This window comes from Enterobacter sp. WP_7_1 (assembly GCF_003688535.1).
In the GTDB taxonomy this organism is placed as follows: Bacteria; Pseudomonadota; Gammaproteobacteria; order Enterobacterales; family Enterobacteriaceae; genus Enterobacter; species Enterobacter asburiae.
In genome coordinates, this window is sequence record NZ_REFK01000005.1 from 69250 (window position 1) to 87480 (window position 18231).

The 18231-nt window shown below is 53.8% G+C and carries 14 protein-coding genes and 3 pseudogenes; 6 read left to right on the plus strand and 11 right to left on the minus strand.

Annotated features, from left to right (window positions below):
- Nucleotides 1-16 precede the first annotated feature (16 nt).
- The gene (gene xylR, locus BJ885_RS18950) at nt 17-1195 is read left to right on the plus strand and encodes a D-xylose utilization transcriptional activator XylR (protein ID WP_029740987.1); all 1179 of its coding nucleotides are present in this window, start codon (nt 17-19) and stop codon (nt 1193-1195) included.
- A 40-nt stretch (nt 1196-1235) separates the two neighbouring features.
- On the opposite strand, the gene BJ885_RS18955 is transcribed toward xylR, so the two are convergent.
- A complete protein-coding gene (locus BJ885_RS18955) occupies nt 1236-2060 on the minus strand; it encodes a protein bax (protein ID WP_059347330.1) in 825 nt (274 codons plus the stop codon).
- A 314-nt stretch (nt 2061-2374) separates the two neighbouring features.
- On the opposite strand from BJ885_RS18955, the gene BJ885_RS18960 reads away from it, so the two are divergent.
- Nucleotides 2375-4405 (plus strand): alpha-amylase, encoded by a 2031-nt coding sequence (locus BJ885_RS18960; RefSeq protein ID WP_121932615.1) that lies wholly within the window; start codon nt 2375-2377, stop codon nt 4403-4405.
- Between the two features lie 241 nt (nt 4406-4646).
- Nucleotides 4647-5903, plus strand: coding sequence for a valine--pyruvate transaminase (avtA, locus tag BJ885_RS18965; protein ID WP_023309932.1), 1257 nt, complete (start codon nt 4647-4649; stop codon nt 5901-5903).
- Nucleotides 5904-5907: 4 nt separating this feature from the next.
- Here avtA and BJ885_RS18970 read toward each other — a convergent pair whose 3' ends face one another.
- Both BJ885_RS18970 and BJ885_RS18975 read right to left on the minus strand, forming a co-directional pair.
- Nucleotides 5908-6363, minus strand: a complete 456-nt coding sequence (locus tag BJ885_RS18970; protein WP_121932614.1) for a 4Fe-4S dicluster domain-containing protein — start codon at nt 6361-6363, stop codon at nt 5908-5910.
- A 93-nt stretch (nt 6364-6456) separates the two neighbouring features.
- Nucleotides 6457-6781 (minus strand): annotated as a pseudogene (locus BJ885_RS18975) (helix-turn-helix domain-containing protein); the annotation flags it as partial.
- A 78-nt stretch (nt 6782-6859) separates the two neighbouring features.
- On the opposite strand from BJ885_RS18975, the pseudogene BJ885_RS23595 reads away from it, so the two are divergent.
- A pseudogene (locus BJ885_RS23595) lies at nt 6860-6952 on the plus strand (hypothetical protein); the annotation flags it as partial.
- Nucleotides 6953-7157: 205 nt separating this feature from the next.
- Nucleotides 7158-8234, plus strand: a complete 1077-nt coding sequence (locus tag BJ885_RS18980) for a type I restriction endonuclease (RefSeq protein ID WP_121932613.1) — start codon at nt 7158-7160, stop codon at nt 8232-8234.
- Nucleotides 8235-8269: 35 nt separating this feature from the next.
- Here BJ885_RS18980 and BJ885_RS23505 read toward each other — a convergent pair.
- Nucleotides 8270-8341: pseudogene (locus BJ885_RS23505) on the minus strand (type II toxin-antitoxin system HicB family antitoxin); the annotation flags it as partial.
- Between the two features lie 288 nt (nt 8342-8629).
- Nucleotides 8630-9370, minus strand: a complete 741-nt coding sequence (locus BJ885_RS18990; RefSeq protein ID WP_121932612.1) for a MipA/OmpV family protein — start codon at nt 9368-9370, stop codon at nt 8630-8632.
- Nucleotides 9371-9487: 117 nt separating this feature from the next.
- Here BJ885_RS18990 and BJ885_RS18995 point away from each other — a divergent pair, with 117 nt between their 5' ends.
- Entirely contained in the window at nt 9488-10453 is a 966-nt protein-coding gene (locus tag BJ885_RS18995; RefSeq protein ID WP_121932611.1) for a LysR family transcriptional regulator, read from the plus strand.
- Here BJ885_RS18995 and aldB read toward each other — a convergent pair.
- The 6 genes from aldB to BJ885_RS19025 all read right to left on the minus strand — a co-directional run bounded on the left by aldB (nt 10450) and on the right by BJ885_RS19025 (nt 17601).
- Nucleotides 10450-11988, minus strand: coding sequence for an aldehyde dehydrogenase AldB (gene aldB / locus BJ885_RS19000; RefSeq protein WP_029740992.1), 1539 nt, complete (start codon nt 11986-11988; stop codon nt 10450-10452). The genes BJ885_RS18995 and aldB overlap by 4 nt on opposite strands.
- Before the next feature lie 85 nt (nt 11989-12073).
- Nucleotides 12074-13921 carry a selenocysteine-specific translation elongation factor gene (gene selB / locus BJ885_RS19005; protein ID WP_121932610.1) on the minus strand — a complete coding sequence of 616 codons (1848 nt, stop codon included), beginning with the start codon at nt 13919-13921 and terminating at the stop codon, nt 12074-12076.
- Entirely contained in the window at nt 13918-15303 is a 1386-nt protein-coding gene (gene selA, locus BJ885_RS19010) for an L-seryl-tRNA(Sec) selenium transferase (protein ID WP_121932609.1), read from the minus strand. Before selA ends, selB begins: the two co-directional genes overlap by 4 nt.
- 103 nt (nt 15304-15406) lie before the next feature.
- The gene (locus tag BJ885_RS19015; RefSeq protein ID WP_033147022.1) at nt 15407-16015 is read right to left on the minus strand and encodes a glutathione S-transferase; all 609 of its coding nucleotides are present in this window, start codon (nt 16013-16015) and stop codon (nt 15407-15409) included.
- Nucleotides 16016-16105: 90 nt separating this feature from the next.
- Complete coding sequence (locus BJ885_RS19020; RefSeq protein ID WP_029740996.1) at nt 16106-17242, minus strand: HlyD family secretion protein; 1137 nt, start codon at nt 17240-17242, stop codon at nt 16106-16108.
- Between the two features lie 2 nt (nt 17243-17244).
- Nucleotides 17245-17601, minus strand: coding sequence for a DUF3302 domain-containing protein (locus BJ885_RS19025; protein WP_024906600.1), 357 nt, complete (start codon nt 17599-17601; stop codon nt 17245-17247).
- Between the last annotated feature and the right edge of the window lie 630 nt (nt 17602-18231).

Here is an 18231-nt window from a genome sequence, read left to right on the forward strand (position 1 = left end):
AATTGGGAAGTGAGCCATGTTTGAAAAGCGTCACCGCATTACGTTGTTATTCAATGCCAATAAAGCCTACGACCGTCAGGTGGTGGAAGGTGTTGGTGAATATTTGCAGGCGTCGCAATCCGAATGGGATATTTTTATTGAAGAAGATTTTCGCACCCGTCTGGAGAACATCAAAGAGTGGCTGGGCGATGGCGTCATCGCCGACTATGACGATCCCGTCATCGAACAGCTGCTGACCGACGTCGACGTCCCGATTGTGGGCGTCGGCGGTTCCTACCATTCGCCCGAACACTATCCGCCGGTCCACTACATTGCCACCGATAACCATGCCCTGGTCGAGGCCGCCTTTCTCCATTTAAAAGAGAAAGGCGTCCATCGCTTCGCGTTTTATGGGTTACCAGCCACCAGCGGCAAGCGCTGGGCCGTTGAGCGAGAACACGCGTTTTGCCAGCTGGTCGCGCAGGAGAAGTATCGCGGCGTGGTCTATCAGGGGCTGGAAACCGCGCCGGAAAACTGGCAGCACGCGCAAAACCGCCTGGCGGACTGGCTGCAAACGCTGCCGCCGCAAACCGGTATTATCGCCGTGACGGACGCGCGCGCGCGGCACGTGCTGCAGGTCTGCGAACATTTACACATTCCGGTGCCCGAAAAGCTGTGCGTGATTGGCATTGATAATGAAGAACTGACCCGCTATCTGTCTCGCGTGGCGCTCTCCTCCGTTGCTCAGGGCACGCGTCAGATGGGTTATCAGGCGGCGAAGCTGCTGCATCGTCTGCTCGATAAAGAATCTCTGCCGCTTCAGCGTTTGCTCGTGCCTCCTGTCCGCGTGGTGGAACGTCGCTCAACCGATTATCGCTCCTTAAGCGACCCGGCCGTCATTCAGGCCATGCACTATATTCGCAACCACGCCTGCAAAGGGATTAAGGTCGATCAGGTGCTGGATTCGGTGGGCATTTCGCGTTCGAATCTGGAGAAGCGTTTTAAAGAAGAGGTGGGCGAAACCATTCATGCCGTCATCCATGCAGAAAAGCTGGAGAAAGCACGCAGCCTGCTCGTTTCCACGTCGCTATCGATCAACGAAATCTCACAGATGTGCGGTTACCCGTCTCTGCAATACTTCTATTCGGTGTTCCGCAAAGAGTATGACACCACGCCGAAGGAGTATCGGGATCGCCACAGCGAGGTGCTGATATAGAAAAGAAAACGCCTTCCAGTGGAAGGCGTTTTTTTTGAGATTACATATGGGCGGCGATTAAACGCTGGTTATCCTGGTACATGGCGAACAGATAGTTGTTATAGCTCTGTCCCTTTGTCGAATAACCTTTCAGCTTGTGGATCATCGTACTGGCCGTCACTTCCTGGTCCGCTTTACGCAGCTGAGCGCGTGATTTACGGAACGATGAGTAGGCCGGATGCGTGTTCAGATTCACTACGTAAGCGCTGACGGAATCTTTCACAGATTCAAACTGCGAATAGCCTTTCACCTTGCCAGGGGCATTATTACAACGACCTTTCACACATTTCATGCCAAAAAGGTTGTTGTTGCTGCGCGCAAGCTTAGAAGTACCCCAGCCACTTTCGGCAGCAGCCATGGTAGCAACCATGCTGCCCGGGATGATATCTACACGCTCAAGGAGAGCATTCCACGGCACACGACGCGTGTTACCGTTCCAGCTCAACTTGTAGCGCTTCGTGATATCTTTCAGACGCGCGCGCTCTGACGGCGACCAGCGGCTATCGTACTGTTTGGAAATCAGCCAGTTACGATCCGCAGTAATCGCGGCATTTTGACTCGTGATGTAAGGCATTACCGTCCGGAGAAACGCTTTTTTCCTTGGTGTTCCGGAAGGGTATTTTCGCAAATCAGGAAGTGAACTACTCTTTGCACTATTGCGAGAATACTCTTGTTTACTGCTAACCTTACTACTTGTCGTCTGTATTACGTGGGCTTTCTTACTCGTTGTATCCGTGTGCGTCTTCGCAAGCACCTCACCCGAAAATGCCGTGGTGAGTAACATGAGTATCGCAGCCCCATATCGTCGAATGGGAGTCGATATCATTAGGTCTCCTGGTCGGATGTAATCATCCCAACACCTTATTTTTTTCACAAATTTGAGAGCGGAATCTCAAATCATATCAAAAATAGACTTCAAGAGCACGTATAGAAATAGTCCAATTCCGAAACTATGTCACCTGAAACTTGCTCATAAAAACATCATTCCACAAAAACTGTGTGCGCTATCGCAGATAACTGCCTAATTTTGCGCGAGATCACTCATCCTCACGCATCCTCCTGGCAGAAAGCGACAGGGGATGAGTTTCAGCACCTCGCCTGATGGCACACTGGTCAAAAATGCCGCGACAGGAAAAAGGAATGAAACGTACCGCATTAGCCTTTCTGATGTTACCCGCACTGGCGCATGCCGACTGGTCATCGCCGGGGTTTAACGCATTTAGCGCCGAAGGCACCGGGGTCTTCACCAGCCAGGCAAAGCTTGCGAAGGGTACGCGTCCTCTGACGCTGAGTTTTGACAAGACGTGCTGGCAGCCTGCGGATGCGATAAAACTTAATGAGATGCTGTCGCTCAAGCCCTGTGACGGCACGCCGCCGCAGTGGCGCCTTTTCCGCGACGGTGACTACCAGATGCGGATTGATACCCGCTCCGGCACGCCCACCCTGCTGCTGACGATTCAGAGTGCCGCAGAACAGCCGGTTGCAAACGTCATTCGCCAGTGTCCGAAGTGGGACGGCAAACCGCTGACGCTGGACGTCAGCAGTACCTTCCCGGAAGGCTCCGTGGTGCGCGACTACTACAGTAAACAGACGGCGACGGTGCAGAATGGAAAAATCACCCTGCAGCCAGCCGCCAACAGTAACGGCCTGCTGCTGCTTGAGCGCGCCGAAACCGACAAGCCTGCGCCGTTTAGCTGGCAAAACGCCACCGTCTATTTTGTGCTGACCGACCGTTATGTGAATGGTGACCATGGCAACGACAACAGCTACGGTCGCCATAAAGACGGTATGCAGGAGATTGGCACCTTCCACGGCGGGGATCTCAAAGGACTTGCCGGCAAGCTCGATTATTTACAGCAGTTGGGAGTGAACGCGCTCTGGATAAGCTCCCCGCTTGAGCAGATCCACGGCTGGGTAGGCGGTGGCACCAAAGGAGATTTCCCTCACTACGCCTATCACGGCTACTACACCCAGGACTGGACCAAGCTCGACGCCAACATGGGCACCGAAGATGATTTACGCCATCTTGTCGACGAAGCGCACAAGCGCGGGATCCGCGTTCTGTTTGATATCGTTATGAACCACGTTGGCTATGCCACGCTGGCAGACATGCAGGAATTTCAGTTTGGTGCCCTGTACCTTCAGGGTGATGAGCTGAAAAAGACGCTGGGAGAACGCTGGACGGACTGGAAGCCGGGCGCGGGCCAAAGCTGGCACAGCTTTAACGACTACATCAACTTTAGCGACAAAGTCGCATGGGAGAAATGGTGGGGCAAAAAGTGGATCCGCACGGACATCGGCGATTACGACAACCCTGGCTTCGACGATTTGACCATGTCGCTGGCATTTTTGCCGGATCTGAAAACGGAATCTACGACGCCTTCCGGATTGCCTAACTTTTACCAACACAAGCCCGACACCGACGCGAAGGCCATCCCGGGATATACCCCGCGCGATTATCTGACCCACTGGCTGAGCCAGTGGGTACGTGACTACGGCATCGACGGTTTCCGGGTGGATACGGCGAAGCACGTTGAGCTTGCGGCCTGGCAACAGCTGAAAGACCAGGCAAGCCAGGCGCTGGCCGCCTGGAAAGGGGCAAATCCGGATAAAAAGCTCGACAACGCACCGTTCTGGATGACCGGGGAATCCTGGGGCCACGGGGTGATGCAAAGCGATTATTACCGCCACGGTTTTGATGCGATGATCAACTTTGATTATCAGGAACAGGCGGCAAAAGCGGTGGATTGCCTGGCCGATATGGATCTCACCTGGCAGCAGATGGCGGAAAAGCTGCAAAGCTTCAACGTGCTGAGCTATCTCTCATCACACGATACGCGTCTGTTCCGCGAAGGGGGCCAGCGAGCTGCGGAGCTGCTTCTGTTAGCTCCGGGCAGCGTACAAATCTATTACGGGGATGAATCCGAGCGTCCGTTCGGGCCGACAGGTTCTGACCCGCTGCAAGGCACCCGGTCAGATATGAACTGGCAGGACGTCACGGGCAAGCAGGCCCTAACCGTCGCCCACTGGCAAACGCTGGGCCAGTTCCGCGCCCGCCATCCGGCGATCGGTGAAGGCAAGCAAACCACATTGTCGCTGAAAGAGGGGTACGGCTTCGTGCGCGAGCATAAGGGCGATAAGGTGATGGTGGTATGGGCAGGTAATCAATAATTCCCCCCCCTCACCCTAACCCTCTCCCCGCAGGGGAGAGGGAACCGCACGGCGCCGTCTTTTCCCCCTCTCCCTTTTGGGAGAGGGTCGGGGTGAGGGGAAATCCACCAGAACTATTCACTGTATAAATCCAACTCCGCCATACAAAACAACAAATCCGACCACATCACCCGATTTGCACCAGCACGGTGCTAGCGTTATGGTTACCCACTTTCAAAATAAGCTCGACAGATCACCTGCTATGACGTTTTCACTTTTCGGCGACAAATTTACCCGCCATTCAGGCATTACTCGCCTGATGGAGGACCTCAACGACGGGCTGCGCACACCGGGCGCAATCATGCTCGGCGGCGGAAACCCGGCTCAAATCCCGGAGATGAATACCTATTTCCAGACGCTGCTCGCTCAGATGCTGGAAAGCGGCAAAGCAACCGATGCGCTTTGCAATTACGACGGCCCGCAGGGTAAAACCGAACTGCTGGCACTCCTCGCCGAAATGCTGCGTGACGAGCTGGGTTGGGATATCGAACCACAGAATATTGCACTGACAAACGGCAGCCAGAGCGCGTTTTTCTACTTGTTTAACCTGTTCGCAGGGCGTCGCGCCGACGGCACCACCAAAAAAGTGCTGTTCCCGCTGGCGCCGGAGTATATCGGCTACGCCGATTCCGGCCTGGAAGAGGATCTGTTCGTCTCCGCGCGCCCGAACATTGAGCTGCTGCCGGAAGGCCAGTTCAAATATCACGTCGATTTTGAACACCTGCATATTGGTGAAGAGACGGGCATGATCTGCGTATCGCGCCCGACTAACCCAACGGGCAACGTGATCACCGACGACGAACTGATGAAGCTGGATGCGCTGGCGAATCAGCACGGCATTCCGCTGGTGATCGATAACGCCTACGGCGTGCCGTTCCCGGGCATTATCTTCAGCGAAGCACGTCCGCTGTGGAACCCGAACATTGTCCTGTGCATGAGCCTCTCTAAGCTGGGTCTGCCGGGCAGCCGCTGCGGCATCATCATCGCTAACGAGAAAATCATCACCGCCATTACCAATATGAACGGCATTATCAGCCTTTCACCGGGCGGCATTGGCCCGGCGATGATGTGCGAAATGATTAAGCGCAACGACCTGCTGCGTCTGTCGAATGACGTGATCAAGCCATTCTATTACCAGCGCGTACAGGAGACGATTGCGATACTTCGCCGCTACTTGCCGGAAGAACGCTGCCTGATCCATAAACCTGAAGGGGCGATTTTCCTGTGGCTGTGGTTTAAGGATTTGCCTATCACCACCGAACTGCTCTACCAGCGCCTGAAAAAGCGCGGCGTGCTGATGGTACCAGGCGATTATTTCTTCCCGGGCCTTGATAAGCCGTGGCCGCATACTCACCAGTGCATGCGCATGAACTATGTGCCCGATCCGGAAAAAATCGAAGCGGGTGTTAAAATTCTCGCCGAAGAAATTGAAAAAGCCTGGCGCGAAGACGGTCAGTAAGTTCTTACGCCAGATTATGCAGCCGTTCGGCGCGTAGTCTGGCAGGCTCAACGCAGCGCAACGCGTGGGTTGGACAGGCCTCCACGCAGGCCGGTCCGCCTTCGCGATGCAGGCATAAATCACATTTCAGCGCCTGCGGCTTATTTCCCTCCAGGCGCACCTGTATCGCCCCAAACGGACACGCCACCATACAGCTTTTGCACCCAATGCAGCGCGTCTGCTCAACGAGCCAGGCTCCCGCCGTACGGCTGATGGCATGGGTTGGACAGACGTTAGCACAGGGCGCATCCTCGCACTGATGGCAACCCACTGCCGTTGTGTAGTCGTCCCCCTTAACCACCCGAAGGCGGGGCGTAAAGGCATGAGCGGAGACGGCGTCCTGATGCGACACCGCGCAGGCCACTTCGCAGGTGCGGCACCCAATGCATTTTTCCGCATCCGCCACGATAAATCGGTTCATCTGTTACGCCTCGCGTGCATTAAAAGCCGGTACTGCACACATCTTACATACCGCCCGATTCAGCAAAGGTGTTATGGGTCAAATAGGATGCGCTCAGCCAGAATTAATATGCTCTTTAAAGTACCGTCGTTTCCAGACGGTGGGTGTTAGCTCGGTATGCTTCGAAAAGATCTGCCGAAAATAAGCCCACGCCATTAAAACCGCAGCGGGTTGACACTTCGGTGAGTGAGGCAGAGCCATCCAGCAACAGCTTTTCCGCTGCCCTGACGCGCTGGCGATGTATCGCCTCCGTCAGGGTTAATTGGAAAGCCCGGCGAAATACGCGCCCCAGGTAATTGGCATTGCAGTGCAATGCTTTTGCCAGCTGCGACGTAGAAAGCGGTAAATGAAACTGCGTCCGAATAAGCTGCTTCACCTTCGACGCCATCGCCGCTCCGGCCTGCTACGCGCTGTCTTCATGCCCTGAAGAGAGCGACACCTGCTGTAAAATCATCTCCAGCGCCAGTACTGCACGCTAACCTTTATTCCCTGGTTTAGCTGGGCAAACCGGGGAGAAGGGGAAATGCGGATTTGGGTGGATGAAACATAAACAAGAATAATGCCACCTTTATGAATATATAATATTTTTATCGAGCTCGGTGATACCGAGCTAACTGATTATCATGGATTGAAAGACAATGTGATCTAACCCTCGGTATTGTTTTTTTGCAGCAGTTCAGCTCAGACATACCATTGTCTGACATGCATTTTAGTGTTATTCCATAAAGACACACAGCTAAAAATAAGGACATCCCATGGAATTCACAGAAAGATTAAATGCCTTATCAAATAAAATAAAACAACAACTTGATGTAATTAATACTGAAGAAGCAACAAAAACTGCATTTGTAATGCCATTCATTCATAACGTTCTGGGTTATGATGTTTTTGATCCTTCAGAGGTAACACCTGAGTTTGTCTGTGATGTTGGTACAAAAAAAGGCGAGAAAATCGATTATGCTATAATGAAAAATAATGACGTTCAGATACTTATTGAATGTAAGAAAATTGGCGAACCATTAAATATAAATCATGCTTCGCAGTTATTCAGGTATTTTCATGTAACAAACGCCAGAATTTCAATCCTCACCAATGGACAAAATTATAAATTTTTTACAGATCTGGATGCTCCCAATAAAATGGATGAAAAACCATTTTTGGAAGTAGATCTTCTTGATATTGACGAAAATATAATACCTGAACTAAAAAAATTAACTAAGTCTTCGTTTGATTTAGAATCAATTATCAATGCTGCCGGTGAATTAAAATATGTCAGCCAAATCAAAAAAATCCTGCATTCTCAGCTAAATAATCCTGAAGATGACTTTGTGAAATTTTTTGCATCCCGAGTTTATGATGGGATTCTGACTCAAAAAGTCAGAGAGTCTTTTTTAAACTTGACCAAAAAAGCTGCAAGCCAGTACATAAATGATCAGGTTAATGAGCGACTTAAGTCAGCTATTACGGGCATAACCCCAGCGATCATCGATACTCCAAATGAGTCATCACATATTGAGGAAGACGAACATAAAGATGAAAGCGACGTGGTTACAACGCTAGAGGAGCTCGAGGGATATCATATTGTTAAAGCAATCACCAGAGCAGTACTGGAGGCACCCCGTATAACTCACAGAGATACCAAAAGTTACTTTGGTATTCTTGTAGATGACAACAACCGCAAACCCCTTTGCCGATTGCATTTTAATCGTACGCAAAAATACATCGGACTTTTCGACATAGAAAAAAACGAAACACGTCATCCTATAACGACAGTCGATGATATCTATTCCTTTGCTGATATCCTGAAAGCGACAGCAGCTCTATATAATTAATTTTTTACCCAGGCAGCACGCGACGTGCTGCCTCAGCCTGGAACGTCAGGAAAAAAGCCGCTGGCGCTACCGTTGGAATCAGAATGAATGTAAGCCGGATAAAACATAACGACTCCTGATATCCGTGCTTAATTCCCGCCCGTCGCCAAATACGGGCGAGAGTGCCCGGTTTGATTTTCTTTAAGAATGATACACATGATGCACATCTTTATTGATGGCGCAGATCGCATTAGCGTATCAGGAATATTAATGAGGAAGTCATGACGGGAAGGGAAACGGGAGACTGGTACTCTCAAATATGCCCGGCGGCGCTTCGCTTGCTCGGGCCTACGTAAAACTGCGATGACAGTCCATGTAGGCCGGGTAAGGCGAAGCCGCCACCCGGCTTTACCGCATCAGAAACGCCAGGTCAGGCCGGTCATCAGCGCAAAGCTGTCGTCGCGGTCGATCATCGGGCTGTTCTTCACGTCGTCAGGCAATACGGTGTAGACCGCGCTGGCGTTGAGATACAGCTTCTGGGTTAACTGATATTTGGCCGCCAGGCCAACGTATGGCGTCCAGCTGTCACCGGCGGTGTATTCATCCAGACCTGAGCGGCGAGACTCGCTGCCGGATACGCCGTAGTAGTAGTCGTTATAGCTTTCGTCGCTATAGAAAATACCGACAGAGGGCGTCAGGGTCAGGCGTTCCATCCTGATTGGACGGAAGTAAGAAACCTCGCCGATCATACCGCCGCTTTCATCCGTGGCATCACCAGAGACCGCCACTTTCAGAGAACCCCAGCTTTCGTGGTGGTAGTACGCGCCGCCGAGGAAGGCAGAGGCTTTACGCTCATCAAGCTGTTTCATCTGATGGTCGTCGTTGTCATCTGGATCGAAATGCAGCGGCATCCACGATGCGGTCAGGCTGAGTTCATTTTTTGCGTCTTTCCACAGGATCCATCCGCCCGTGGTCTGGCGAACATAAAAACGATCGCCTTCGTAGCTAATTAACGGTACTGCAGTAGTATTTTCGTTATAGCCTTTGTAAGGAGACTCATTAAATACAGCCCCCGCTCCTAGTGAAAAGTCACCGGCCATTGCTGAGGATGTTGCAAATAACGTGGCAGCGATGAGTAAATTGTATTTAATAGTCATTACATGTAATCCATTAAAATGCCAAACAAGCGAGGCGCATAATAATGGTTACAAATTTGCCAATGCAACGCTGCGGTTTATATAATATTATATATAAAATCATATAGATGGGTGCGCATGATGAATAAATTACAGCTAAAACCACGCGAATTAAAAATTATATCCGTCATCGCAGCAACCCACAGCATCGGCGATGCCGCCGCCCTGCTGGGCATGGCGCAGGCCAACGTCAGTAAATATCTGTCTGATTTTGAAACGCGGGTTGGACTCAAGGTTTTTGAGCGCACCACGCGCCAGCTGGCCCTGACCCAGTTTGGTGAAGCGTTACTCCCTTACGTTAATGCCACGCTGGACAGGAACAGTCAACTCGTTAATTTTATTGCTGATTATAAGCATGAGAAGCGCGGAAAGGTCACGATATATGCCCCTACAGGTATCGTAACCTATCTCGCGCGCCACGTGATCCATCAGATAGAAGATATCGGTGACATCCGCATCTCCCTGAAAACCTACAACCTTGACCGGAATGAATTTTCAGAAGGCGTTTCCTTTCCGGATGACTGCGACATTTTAATTACCTATGCGCAACCGAAAGACGAAAGTCTGGTTGCCAGCGTGTTAACAAAATATTCCGTTACGGCATTCGCAACCGTTGAGTATTTAAATAAGCATCCCTTAAAGGGACCTGAAGATTTAATTAATCATTCCTGTATTCTCATTGACTCCATGCTGGTCGATGATGCAAATATCTGGCGTTTTCGCGTGCACGGCAGTGATAGCGTGCATGACTACCGGGTGACCGGTAATTATATTTGCGACAATACGCAGACGGCCCTGGAGCTGGCAAGAAATAATCTTGGGATTGTTTTTGCGCCAAAAGAGAGTCTGAAAAAAGAATTAATGCAAGGGATGCTGGTTCCCTGCTTCCCGCATCAGGAAGAGTGGTGGCTCGATCTGACGGCCATCTTCCGCAAACGCGAATACCAGCCCTGGCGCGTGCAGTACGTTCTGGATGGCGTTCTGAACTGCCTGCGCCAGCAAATAGCTCAGGCCGCCCATGGACGGCCTGAGCTGGGCGATTAGAACAGCCCCAGCGGTTTATCGGAGTAGCTGACCAGCAAACATTTCGTCTGCTGATAATGCTCCAGCATCATCTTATGGGTTTCACGCCCGATACCCGATTGCTTATAACCGCCAAATGCCGCGTGCGCAGGATAGGCGTGGTAGCAGTTGGTCCAGACGCGCCCGGCCTGAATGCCTCTGCCCATTTTATAGGCCAGATTACCGTTGCGGCTCCAGACGCCGGCTCCCAGGCCATACGGGGTGTCGTTGGCAATCTCCAGCGCCTCCTCCATCGTTTTGAAGGTGGTTACGGCCAGTACCGGCCCGAAGATTTCCTCCTGGAAGACGCGCATGTTGTTCTGACCAAACAGGATCGTTGGCTCAAGGTAATACCCTTCCTGCAGATCCCCTCCCAGCACCTTACGGCGACCGCCGGTCAGAATATCCGCCCCCTCTTTCTTGCCGATATCGATGTAGTTGAGGATGGTTTCCAGCTGTCCGTGCGAGACCTGCGCCCCCATCTGCGTGACGTTATCGAGCGGGTTACCGCTGCGGATAGACTCGACGCGGCGAATGGCCCGCTCCATAAAGCGCTCATAGATGGACTCCTGCACCAGCGCGCGGCTTGGGCAGGTGCAGACTTCGCCCTGGTTAAACGCAAACAGCGCAAACCCTTCCAGGGCTTTATCGAAGAAGGCATCCTCTTCCTCCATGACGTCCGCGAAGAAGATGTTCGGGGATTTCCCGCCCAGCTCCAGGGTCACCGGAATGATGTTCTGCGTGGCGTACTGCATGATCTGCTGGCCCACTTCCGTCGACCCGGTAAACGCCACTTTAGCAATCCGTTTCGAGGTAGCCAGATATTCCCCTATCTCACCGCCCGCACCGTTGACCACGTTAATCACGCCCGGCGGCAGAAGATCGCCAACGATTTCCATCAGCAGCAGCACCGAGAGCGGAGTCAGACGCGCCGGTTTAAGAACAATGCAGTTGCCAGCCGCCAGCGCGGGCGCCATTTTCCAGCTCGCCATCAGCAGCGGGAAGTTCCACGGAATGATTTGCCCGACGACGCCCAGCGGTTCGTGGAAGTGATACGCCACGGTGTCGCTGTCTACCTCGCTTATTCCGCCCTCCTGAGCGCGAATGCAGGAGGCAAAATAGCGGAAGTGGTCGATGGCCAGCGGCACGTCTGCCGCCATCGTTTCCCGGATCGGCTTGCCGTTATCCCAGGTTTCCGCCGTCGCCAGCAGCTCCAGATTCTGCTCCATCCGGTCAGCGATTTTGAACAAAATAGCCGCGCGGTCCTGAACCGAGGTATGGCCCCATTTATCTTTCGCTTTGTGCGCCGCATCCAGCGCCAGATCGATATCGCGCCTGCCGGAGCTGGCTATTTCGCACAGCGGCTGGCCGGTTACGGGGGTCAGGTTGGAATAGTATTCGCCGTCGACGGGAGCTACCCAGTCGCCGCCAATAAAGTTGTCATAACGAGGCTTCAGCTTGAGGGGAAAACCATACTCGCCGGGCTGGATACGCGATGAGGGAGGATTGTTTGTCATGACCGTCTCCTTGCTGTTGGTGTACATCAAGGGTAGTTCCGGCTGGCGATTTTCTCGCCAACCGGTAACGGCTTTACGACGGGGGTCACGGAGTTTCAGGAAATAATAACGAATCTCGCAATAAATGATCGTTACCGCGACGGCGGGTAAAGCCGATGCGGTTGAAATACTCCAGGATCTGAATCGCCAGCTTGCGGCCCACGTTCAGCCGGTCGCGGAAATCGGCTGCGCAGGTAGAACCCCGCTCCTGATCCAGCTCGCGGATCATGTTCGCAAACGCCACAATACGATCGTTACGGTAATAACGATCTTTCACGATCGCGACTATCAGCCCCTGCTGCGCCGCATGGCGCAATACCTGACGCATCACCTGCTCGTCGGTATTCGTTTCGCGGGCCAGATCGCGAACCCACCACGGCTCATCGCCAAACAGCGAGGCCACTTTTTGCCATACCGCTTCTTGCTCTGCGGTGAACCCGGCCTTGTGATCCGGCAGATGCAGCCAGCCGTGGTGGCTTTTGATCGCCCCGCTTTCGCGCATGTTTTCAATCAGCAGCAGCACCAGCGCATCGTCTTCCATCGGCAGCGCCATGCGCCGCAGACGCTCACGGCCCGGGCCAGGCTCATCCTGATGCTGTTCATGATACGTTGCGAGCGTGCTCAGTATCTTACGCTGCCAGTGTGCAGCTACCGGGGCGTTTAGCAGACTGTTTCCAGCCTGAATAAAGCCCGGCTGCTGGGCCAGCAGGCGTAACCCTTCCTCGCTCAGCTGGCGTGCCCATGCAAAATCACGCAGGCTCACCGCACCGCGCTCAAGATGCACCCGCAGCGCGGCGTTATCATCGCTGGCCTGCGCCAGAGCAGCCAGCCACTGGAGATATTCAGGTTTACGCTTGCCGCGTCGCGGTGGATTCAGCGCGACCACCCGTGCCCCGGCCAGCGTTTCCCGCGCGGAAATATCACGCAGAACCAGACGATCGTTGTCTGCAAGCCGGAGCGGAGAATCGAATACCAGTTCGGCAAGGTCGTTTTCCAGCAGCGACACGCGCCCGGTGATATGGCTGGCCGCGTGGTGAATATGCAGCGGCTGCCATTGGGTCAGGGGCACGTTTGTCTGCAGGGAAACAATGACGCGTTCAGACGGTTCAGATGGGGCATCGGCCAGCAGCCAGTCGCCGCGATTAAGCTGCTCTTTTTCCGCATCCCCGGCAATGTTCAGCGCGATCCGCTGCCCGGCATGTGCATGCTCCGCGGGCTGGTTTTGCGCATGTAAGCCACGCACGCGCATCGGCTTGTTAACGCCCGTCAGCCAGAGCGTATCACCTACGTTCACTTCACCGCTCAGCGCCGTACCGGTCACCACCAGCCCCGCGCCTTTGACGGTAAACGCCCGGTCAATCGCCAGACGGAAGCGGTGGTGGCTGGCGTGGTCACGCGACGAAAGCTGCTGTAAGTGGTGGCGAAGTTCATCGATACCGCGCCCTTCTGTCGCCACAGTAACAAAAAGCGGTGCATCGGCAAAACCATACTCTTGCAAGGTCGCCTGTACCGTTTCGCGCACTTCGCTGACGCGTGCGTCATCCACGCGATCGGCTTTGGTCAGCGCCACGGTCAGCTGCGGGTTGCCGGTCAGCTGCAGGATCGCCAGATGCTCACGAGTTTGCGCCATGACGCCATCATCGCAGGCCACCACCAGCAGGGCATGATCGATACCCCCCACGCCCGCCAGCATGTTGGACAGAAACTTTTCATGCCCCGGAACATCAATAAAACCCAGTATGCGACCGTCAGGCTGGGGCCAGTAGGCATAGCCCAGATCGATGGTCATGCCGCGCTTTTTCTCTTCCGGCAGGCGGTCGGCGTTTATGCCGGTAATCGCCTGCAGCAACGTGGTTTTTCCGTGGTCGACGTGACCGGCGGTGGCAATAATCATTTCAACAACATCTCCAGAAATCGCTCTTCATCTTCAAGGCAGCGCAGATCCAGCCACATTCGGCCATCGTAAATCCGCCCGATAACCGGCGCAGGCAGGCCACGCCAGCGCGCCGACAGGGCTTCAAGGTGGCTGCCGCGCCCGTCACGCGGGGTGAACGTGAGCGCTTCACTCGGCAGCCTGTCCACCGGCAGCGAACCGCTGCCAATCTGCGACTGGCAGGGCTCAATGCGAACGTCAAAATCGGGGTAGTGCGGGGCAATGCGCGGCAGCAGTAATTCGGCCTGGGCGCGAATCGAGGCGGCATCGCGGGTTAACAGACGCAGCGTAGGAAGGCGTTCGGCCAGTTTCTCCGGATGGAGATAGAGCCGCAGCGTTGCCTCCAGCGCGGCAAGCGTCATTTTATCGGCTCGCAGGGCGCGCTTGAGCGGATGCTGCTGCAGCTTCGCAATCAGCTCGCGCTTGCCGACGATAATCCCGGCCTGCGGCCCGCCCAGCAGCTTGTCGCCGGAAAAGCTGACCAGGCTGACGCCCGCCGCAATCATCTCTTGCGGCATCGGCTCTTTCGGCAGCCCGTAAAGGCTCAGATCCACCAGCGAGCCGCTGCCGAGATCGGCAATCACCGATATATTCAGTTCGCGGCCAATCGCTGCCAGCTCGCTCTCTTCAACCGTTTTGGTGAAGCCTTCAATATGATAATTGCTGGTGTGAACCTTCATCAGCAGGGCGGTATTTTCATTCACCGCCGCGCGATAATCTTTCGCATGGGTACGGTTGGTAGTGCCCACTTCGTGCAGCGTACAGCCCGCCTGGCGCATCACGTCCGGAATGCGAAACGCCCCGCCAATCTCCACCAGCTCGCCGCGGGAAACCACCACCTCTTTGCCGCTGGCGGTGGCCGCCAGCATCAGCAGCACCGCTGCGGCGTTGTTATTCACAATGCAGGCATCTTCCGCGCCGGTCAGCTGGCACAGCAGGTCCGCCAGCGCCCGGTCACGATGCCCGCGTCCGGCGCCGTCCAGATCGTACTCCAGCGTCACGGGCGTTCGCATGGCCTGCGCGACCGCAGCAACCGCCTCTTCCGCCTGCTGCGCGCGTCCCAGGTTGGTATGCAGTACGGTACCGGTCAGGTTAATCACCGGGCGTAACGCGCTTTGCGCTTTCTCATCCAGCCGGTGCTCAACTTCCTGCTCCCACGCCGCGCACCAGTCGGGCAAGGCGTTTTCTGCCTGAATAGCGCATCGGGCTTCGTCCTGAAGCAGGCGTAACATCTCCACCGTCGCGGTATGGCCAAAACGCTCAACGGCAGCATGAATGCGGGGCTCGCGAAGGAGACGGTCGGTAGCAGGGATCTGGCTGTACAGCGAATGATGAGTAGTCATGAAAGCGCCTGGCGAGTAAATATCTTCCCCCCTCCCGACGGGAGAGGGAGTTAACATGTGGAGGGATTGTACCGCCTCCGACGCCGAAGTGTTATAACCCCCGTCAAGCCTTTGGCGGTTCTGTGCGGGCAAAGCTCTCGCGGCTAAAAAGGGTGTCGGCCAGTTTCACCAGCAGCGGACGGTCGACGCACCAGCCGGGGGAAACGCGGCGGAAGTTGAGATAGCCGATGGCGCAGGCGATGGCAATGGTTGCCAGGTTCAGGCTGTCGGTTTGAATCTTTCCCTCCCGGATAAGCTGTTCGCACCTGTCCAGGCTACGGCTGATTTTTTCCCGCTGGCGTAACAGTTCCGTTTCCGACTGCTGGGCGGCGGGCCTTGCCTGTTCACGCACGGAGGTTAACGCCGCATCCATAATGCCATCGGCCAGGGCTTCAATTTGCTTCACTGCCAGTGCCGCTTTTGGGTCAGCCGGCAGCATTGCCGGGGCAACGCCCAGCAGCTCGATATACTCCGCAATAATCGGGGAATCGAACCAGTATTCGCCCTCGTCCGTCACCAGCGCCGGGACTTTCCCCAGCGGGTTGTACTGCGCGACGCCGTTTTCAGCGTTGTAGGGCTGTTCATTGATGAATTCAAATTCAATCCCTTTCTCCAGCAGGAGAATCGAGATCTTTCGCACGAAGGGACTGGTGTAGCTACCGATGAGTTTCATTGCCTGATCCTTGATGCCGGAAAAAAGTCAGTATGGATCAAGCGATGAAAAAAGGGCAGGTATGCGTGTCGCATTCCTGCCCTGGAAGGATTAGTGATCGAGATAGAGGTAGTGCATCCAGCTGGTCATGCGCAGCAATACTTTACGCATCACCGAGACGTGGGCGAAATGGTCCGAGTAGACCGCCACCTGGGCATAGATACCGTCTGGCAGCGCATCGACTTCCGCATTCGGATCCAGTTCGATAGTGCCCAACACGCCGTCCGTTCCCGGCACCACCGTCAGCGACTGCAGTGCACCCTGCGCCTGATAGGAGCCTCCCGGCACCACCGGCAGAATCGCGGTGAGCTTCCCGGAGAACACCTGGCCCGGCAGCGCGTTAAACACCACTTCCGCTTCATCGCCCGGCTTCAGACGCAGCAGCGAGTTCTGACGGAACTGGGCGACGATCTGACGCTTCTGTTCAGGAATAAAGACCATCACCGGACGCAGTGGCAGCGCGGCGGCGTACGTCCCGGGACGAATCAGCACCTGGGTGATGTAGCCATCGCTTGGCGCACGGACCACGGTCTGATCCAGATTGTATTTCGCTTCAGCTAGCTGCGCGCGTAAGGAGGCAATCTGCGACTGTTCGCCGTTCACCATACTGTCCAACTGGCTTTGAATTTGCGTCTGTTCAGCAACGGAGCCTTTTACCAGCGCATCCTGCGCGAGATAGTTCTGCCGCGCGTTGTCGATATCGCTTTCAGAGAACGGATTTACCTTCGCCTGGCTGCCTTTCAGGTAGCGCTGATAATCTTTATACAGGCGGTCACGCTCTGCGGAGACGCGCGTCGTATTGGCGACGGCCTCCACCAGCTGCGCTTTCAGATTGTCGATATTGTGCGTCGCGGTCACCAGGTCGGCCTGGAGTCTGTCGACGCGCGCCTGATAGCGGCCCGGATCCAGTTTAAATAACACTTCGCCTTTTTTAATAAGCTGGTTATTTTTATCGGTCACTTCACTAACCACCCCGGTAACCTGCGGCGTAATCGGAATAGAAATAACCGCCTTTTGCGCCGTAAAGGTGTACGGATGGTTATAGTTCATTAACAGAATAAGTCCGGCAACAATAAACACCCCGCCTAATGTCGCGGTAGCGAGCGTCCACTGGTTTACCGGAATACGGAATATTTTAAAAATCACCCAGGCGAATGCCACATAGGTCAAAATAATTAACAGATCCATGATTAGCGCTCCAGCGTGTTCTTATCAGCAGCAGGCTTTACCGCGGCCAGCTTTTGTTCGAGTTCCGCCACGCGTTTGGCGAGCGCATCCATGCCCGGGACCTCATCAGGCTTTGTGATGTGGTTCTGCATACCCCAGCCGCGATCTTCACGGTACAGCGTGGCCCAAATCCACAGGAACGGCCAGATGGCATGGAGCGTAAAAAGGCTAATCCAGCCTGCCGTATGAATCGCATCGGCATGGGGATGGTTACGCTTTTTGGCCATATTATAAGGAATGTCATGGATGGCGATGATTCCATAAAAGAGAACCAGAAATACAAAAATCAATACGCCCAGCGCAAAATAGTTGAGAAACATATTCTCCTCACTTAAACAACGTCAACTCATTAAATTAATAAAACAGTACGCAACCTAATTAATTTATTTTAAAATACAAAAGGTATGCTTGTTATTTCAGAGCCGGGGAGTATCGGTTTTTATAATATCTCCATGCAAGTTTATAAGCGTGTCAAAATATATCCTGAATAATAATATACTTAACCTTACAATATGAGCGTAATCCACGTTTTAACTTTTCGCCATACCACACATCAAAAGTGGTTTTTTAGCTTAACGTGTCGCGCTATGCCATCCTGACGCCGAATCGCTAAGCAGAGTTTGCCGCCGATCACAGCCGGAGAAATCTGCATAAAAATATTTTGTGAAATCAGTCACAATCCAGAAACAAACACACAAAATCAAATCGTGACAACCGTCACAGAAAAGGGTGATTTTTGCCGCATTTCTCGCCATCGTATTTTTTTTGCCCACCTTTTTTGTGACCAGGATCACCTCATTGACATCCACACCCCCTACCTTTACGTGACATACGTCACACAAATTTTCGTTGTCTGGACAGTTGAACGATTCAGTGCCAGATTTCACAGCATCAGAACAGGGTCCGGCTACCTCTGCCGCCTCATTAACAATAAACCTCGGGCCGCAAGC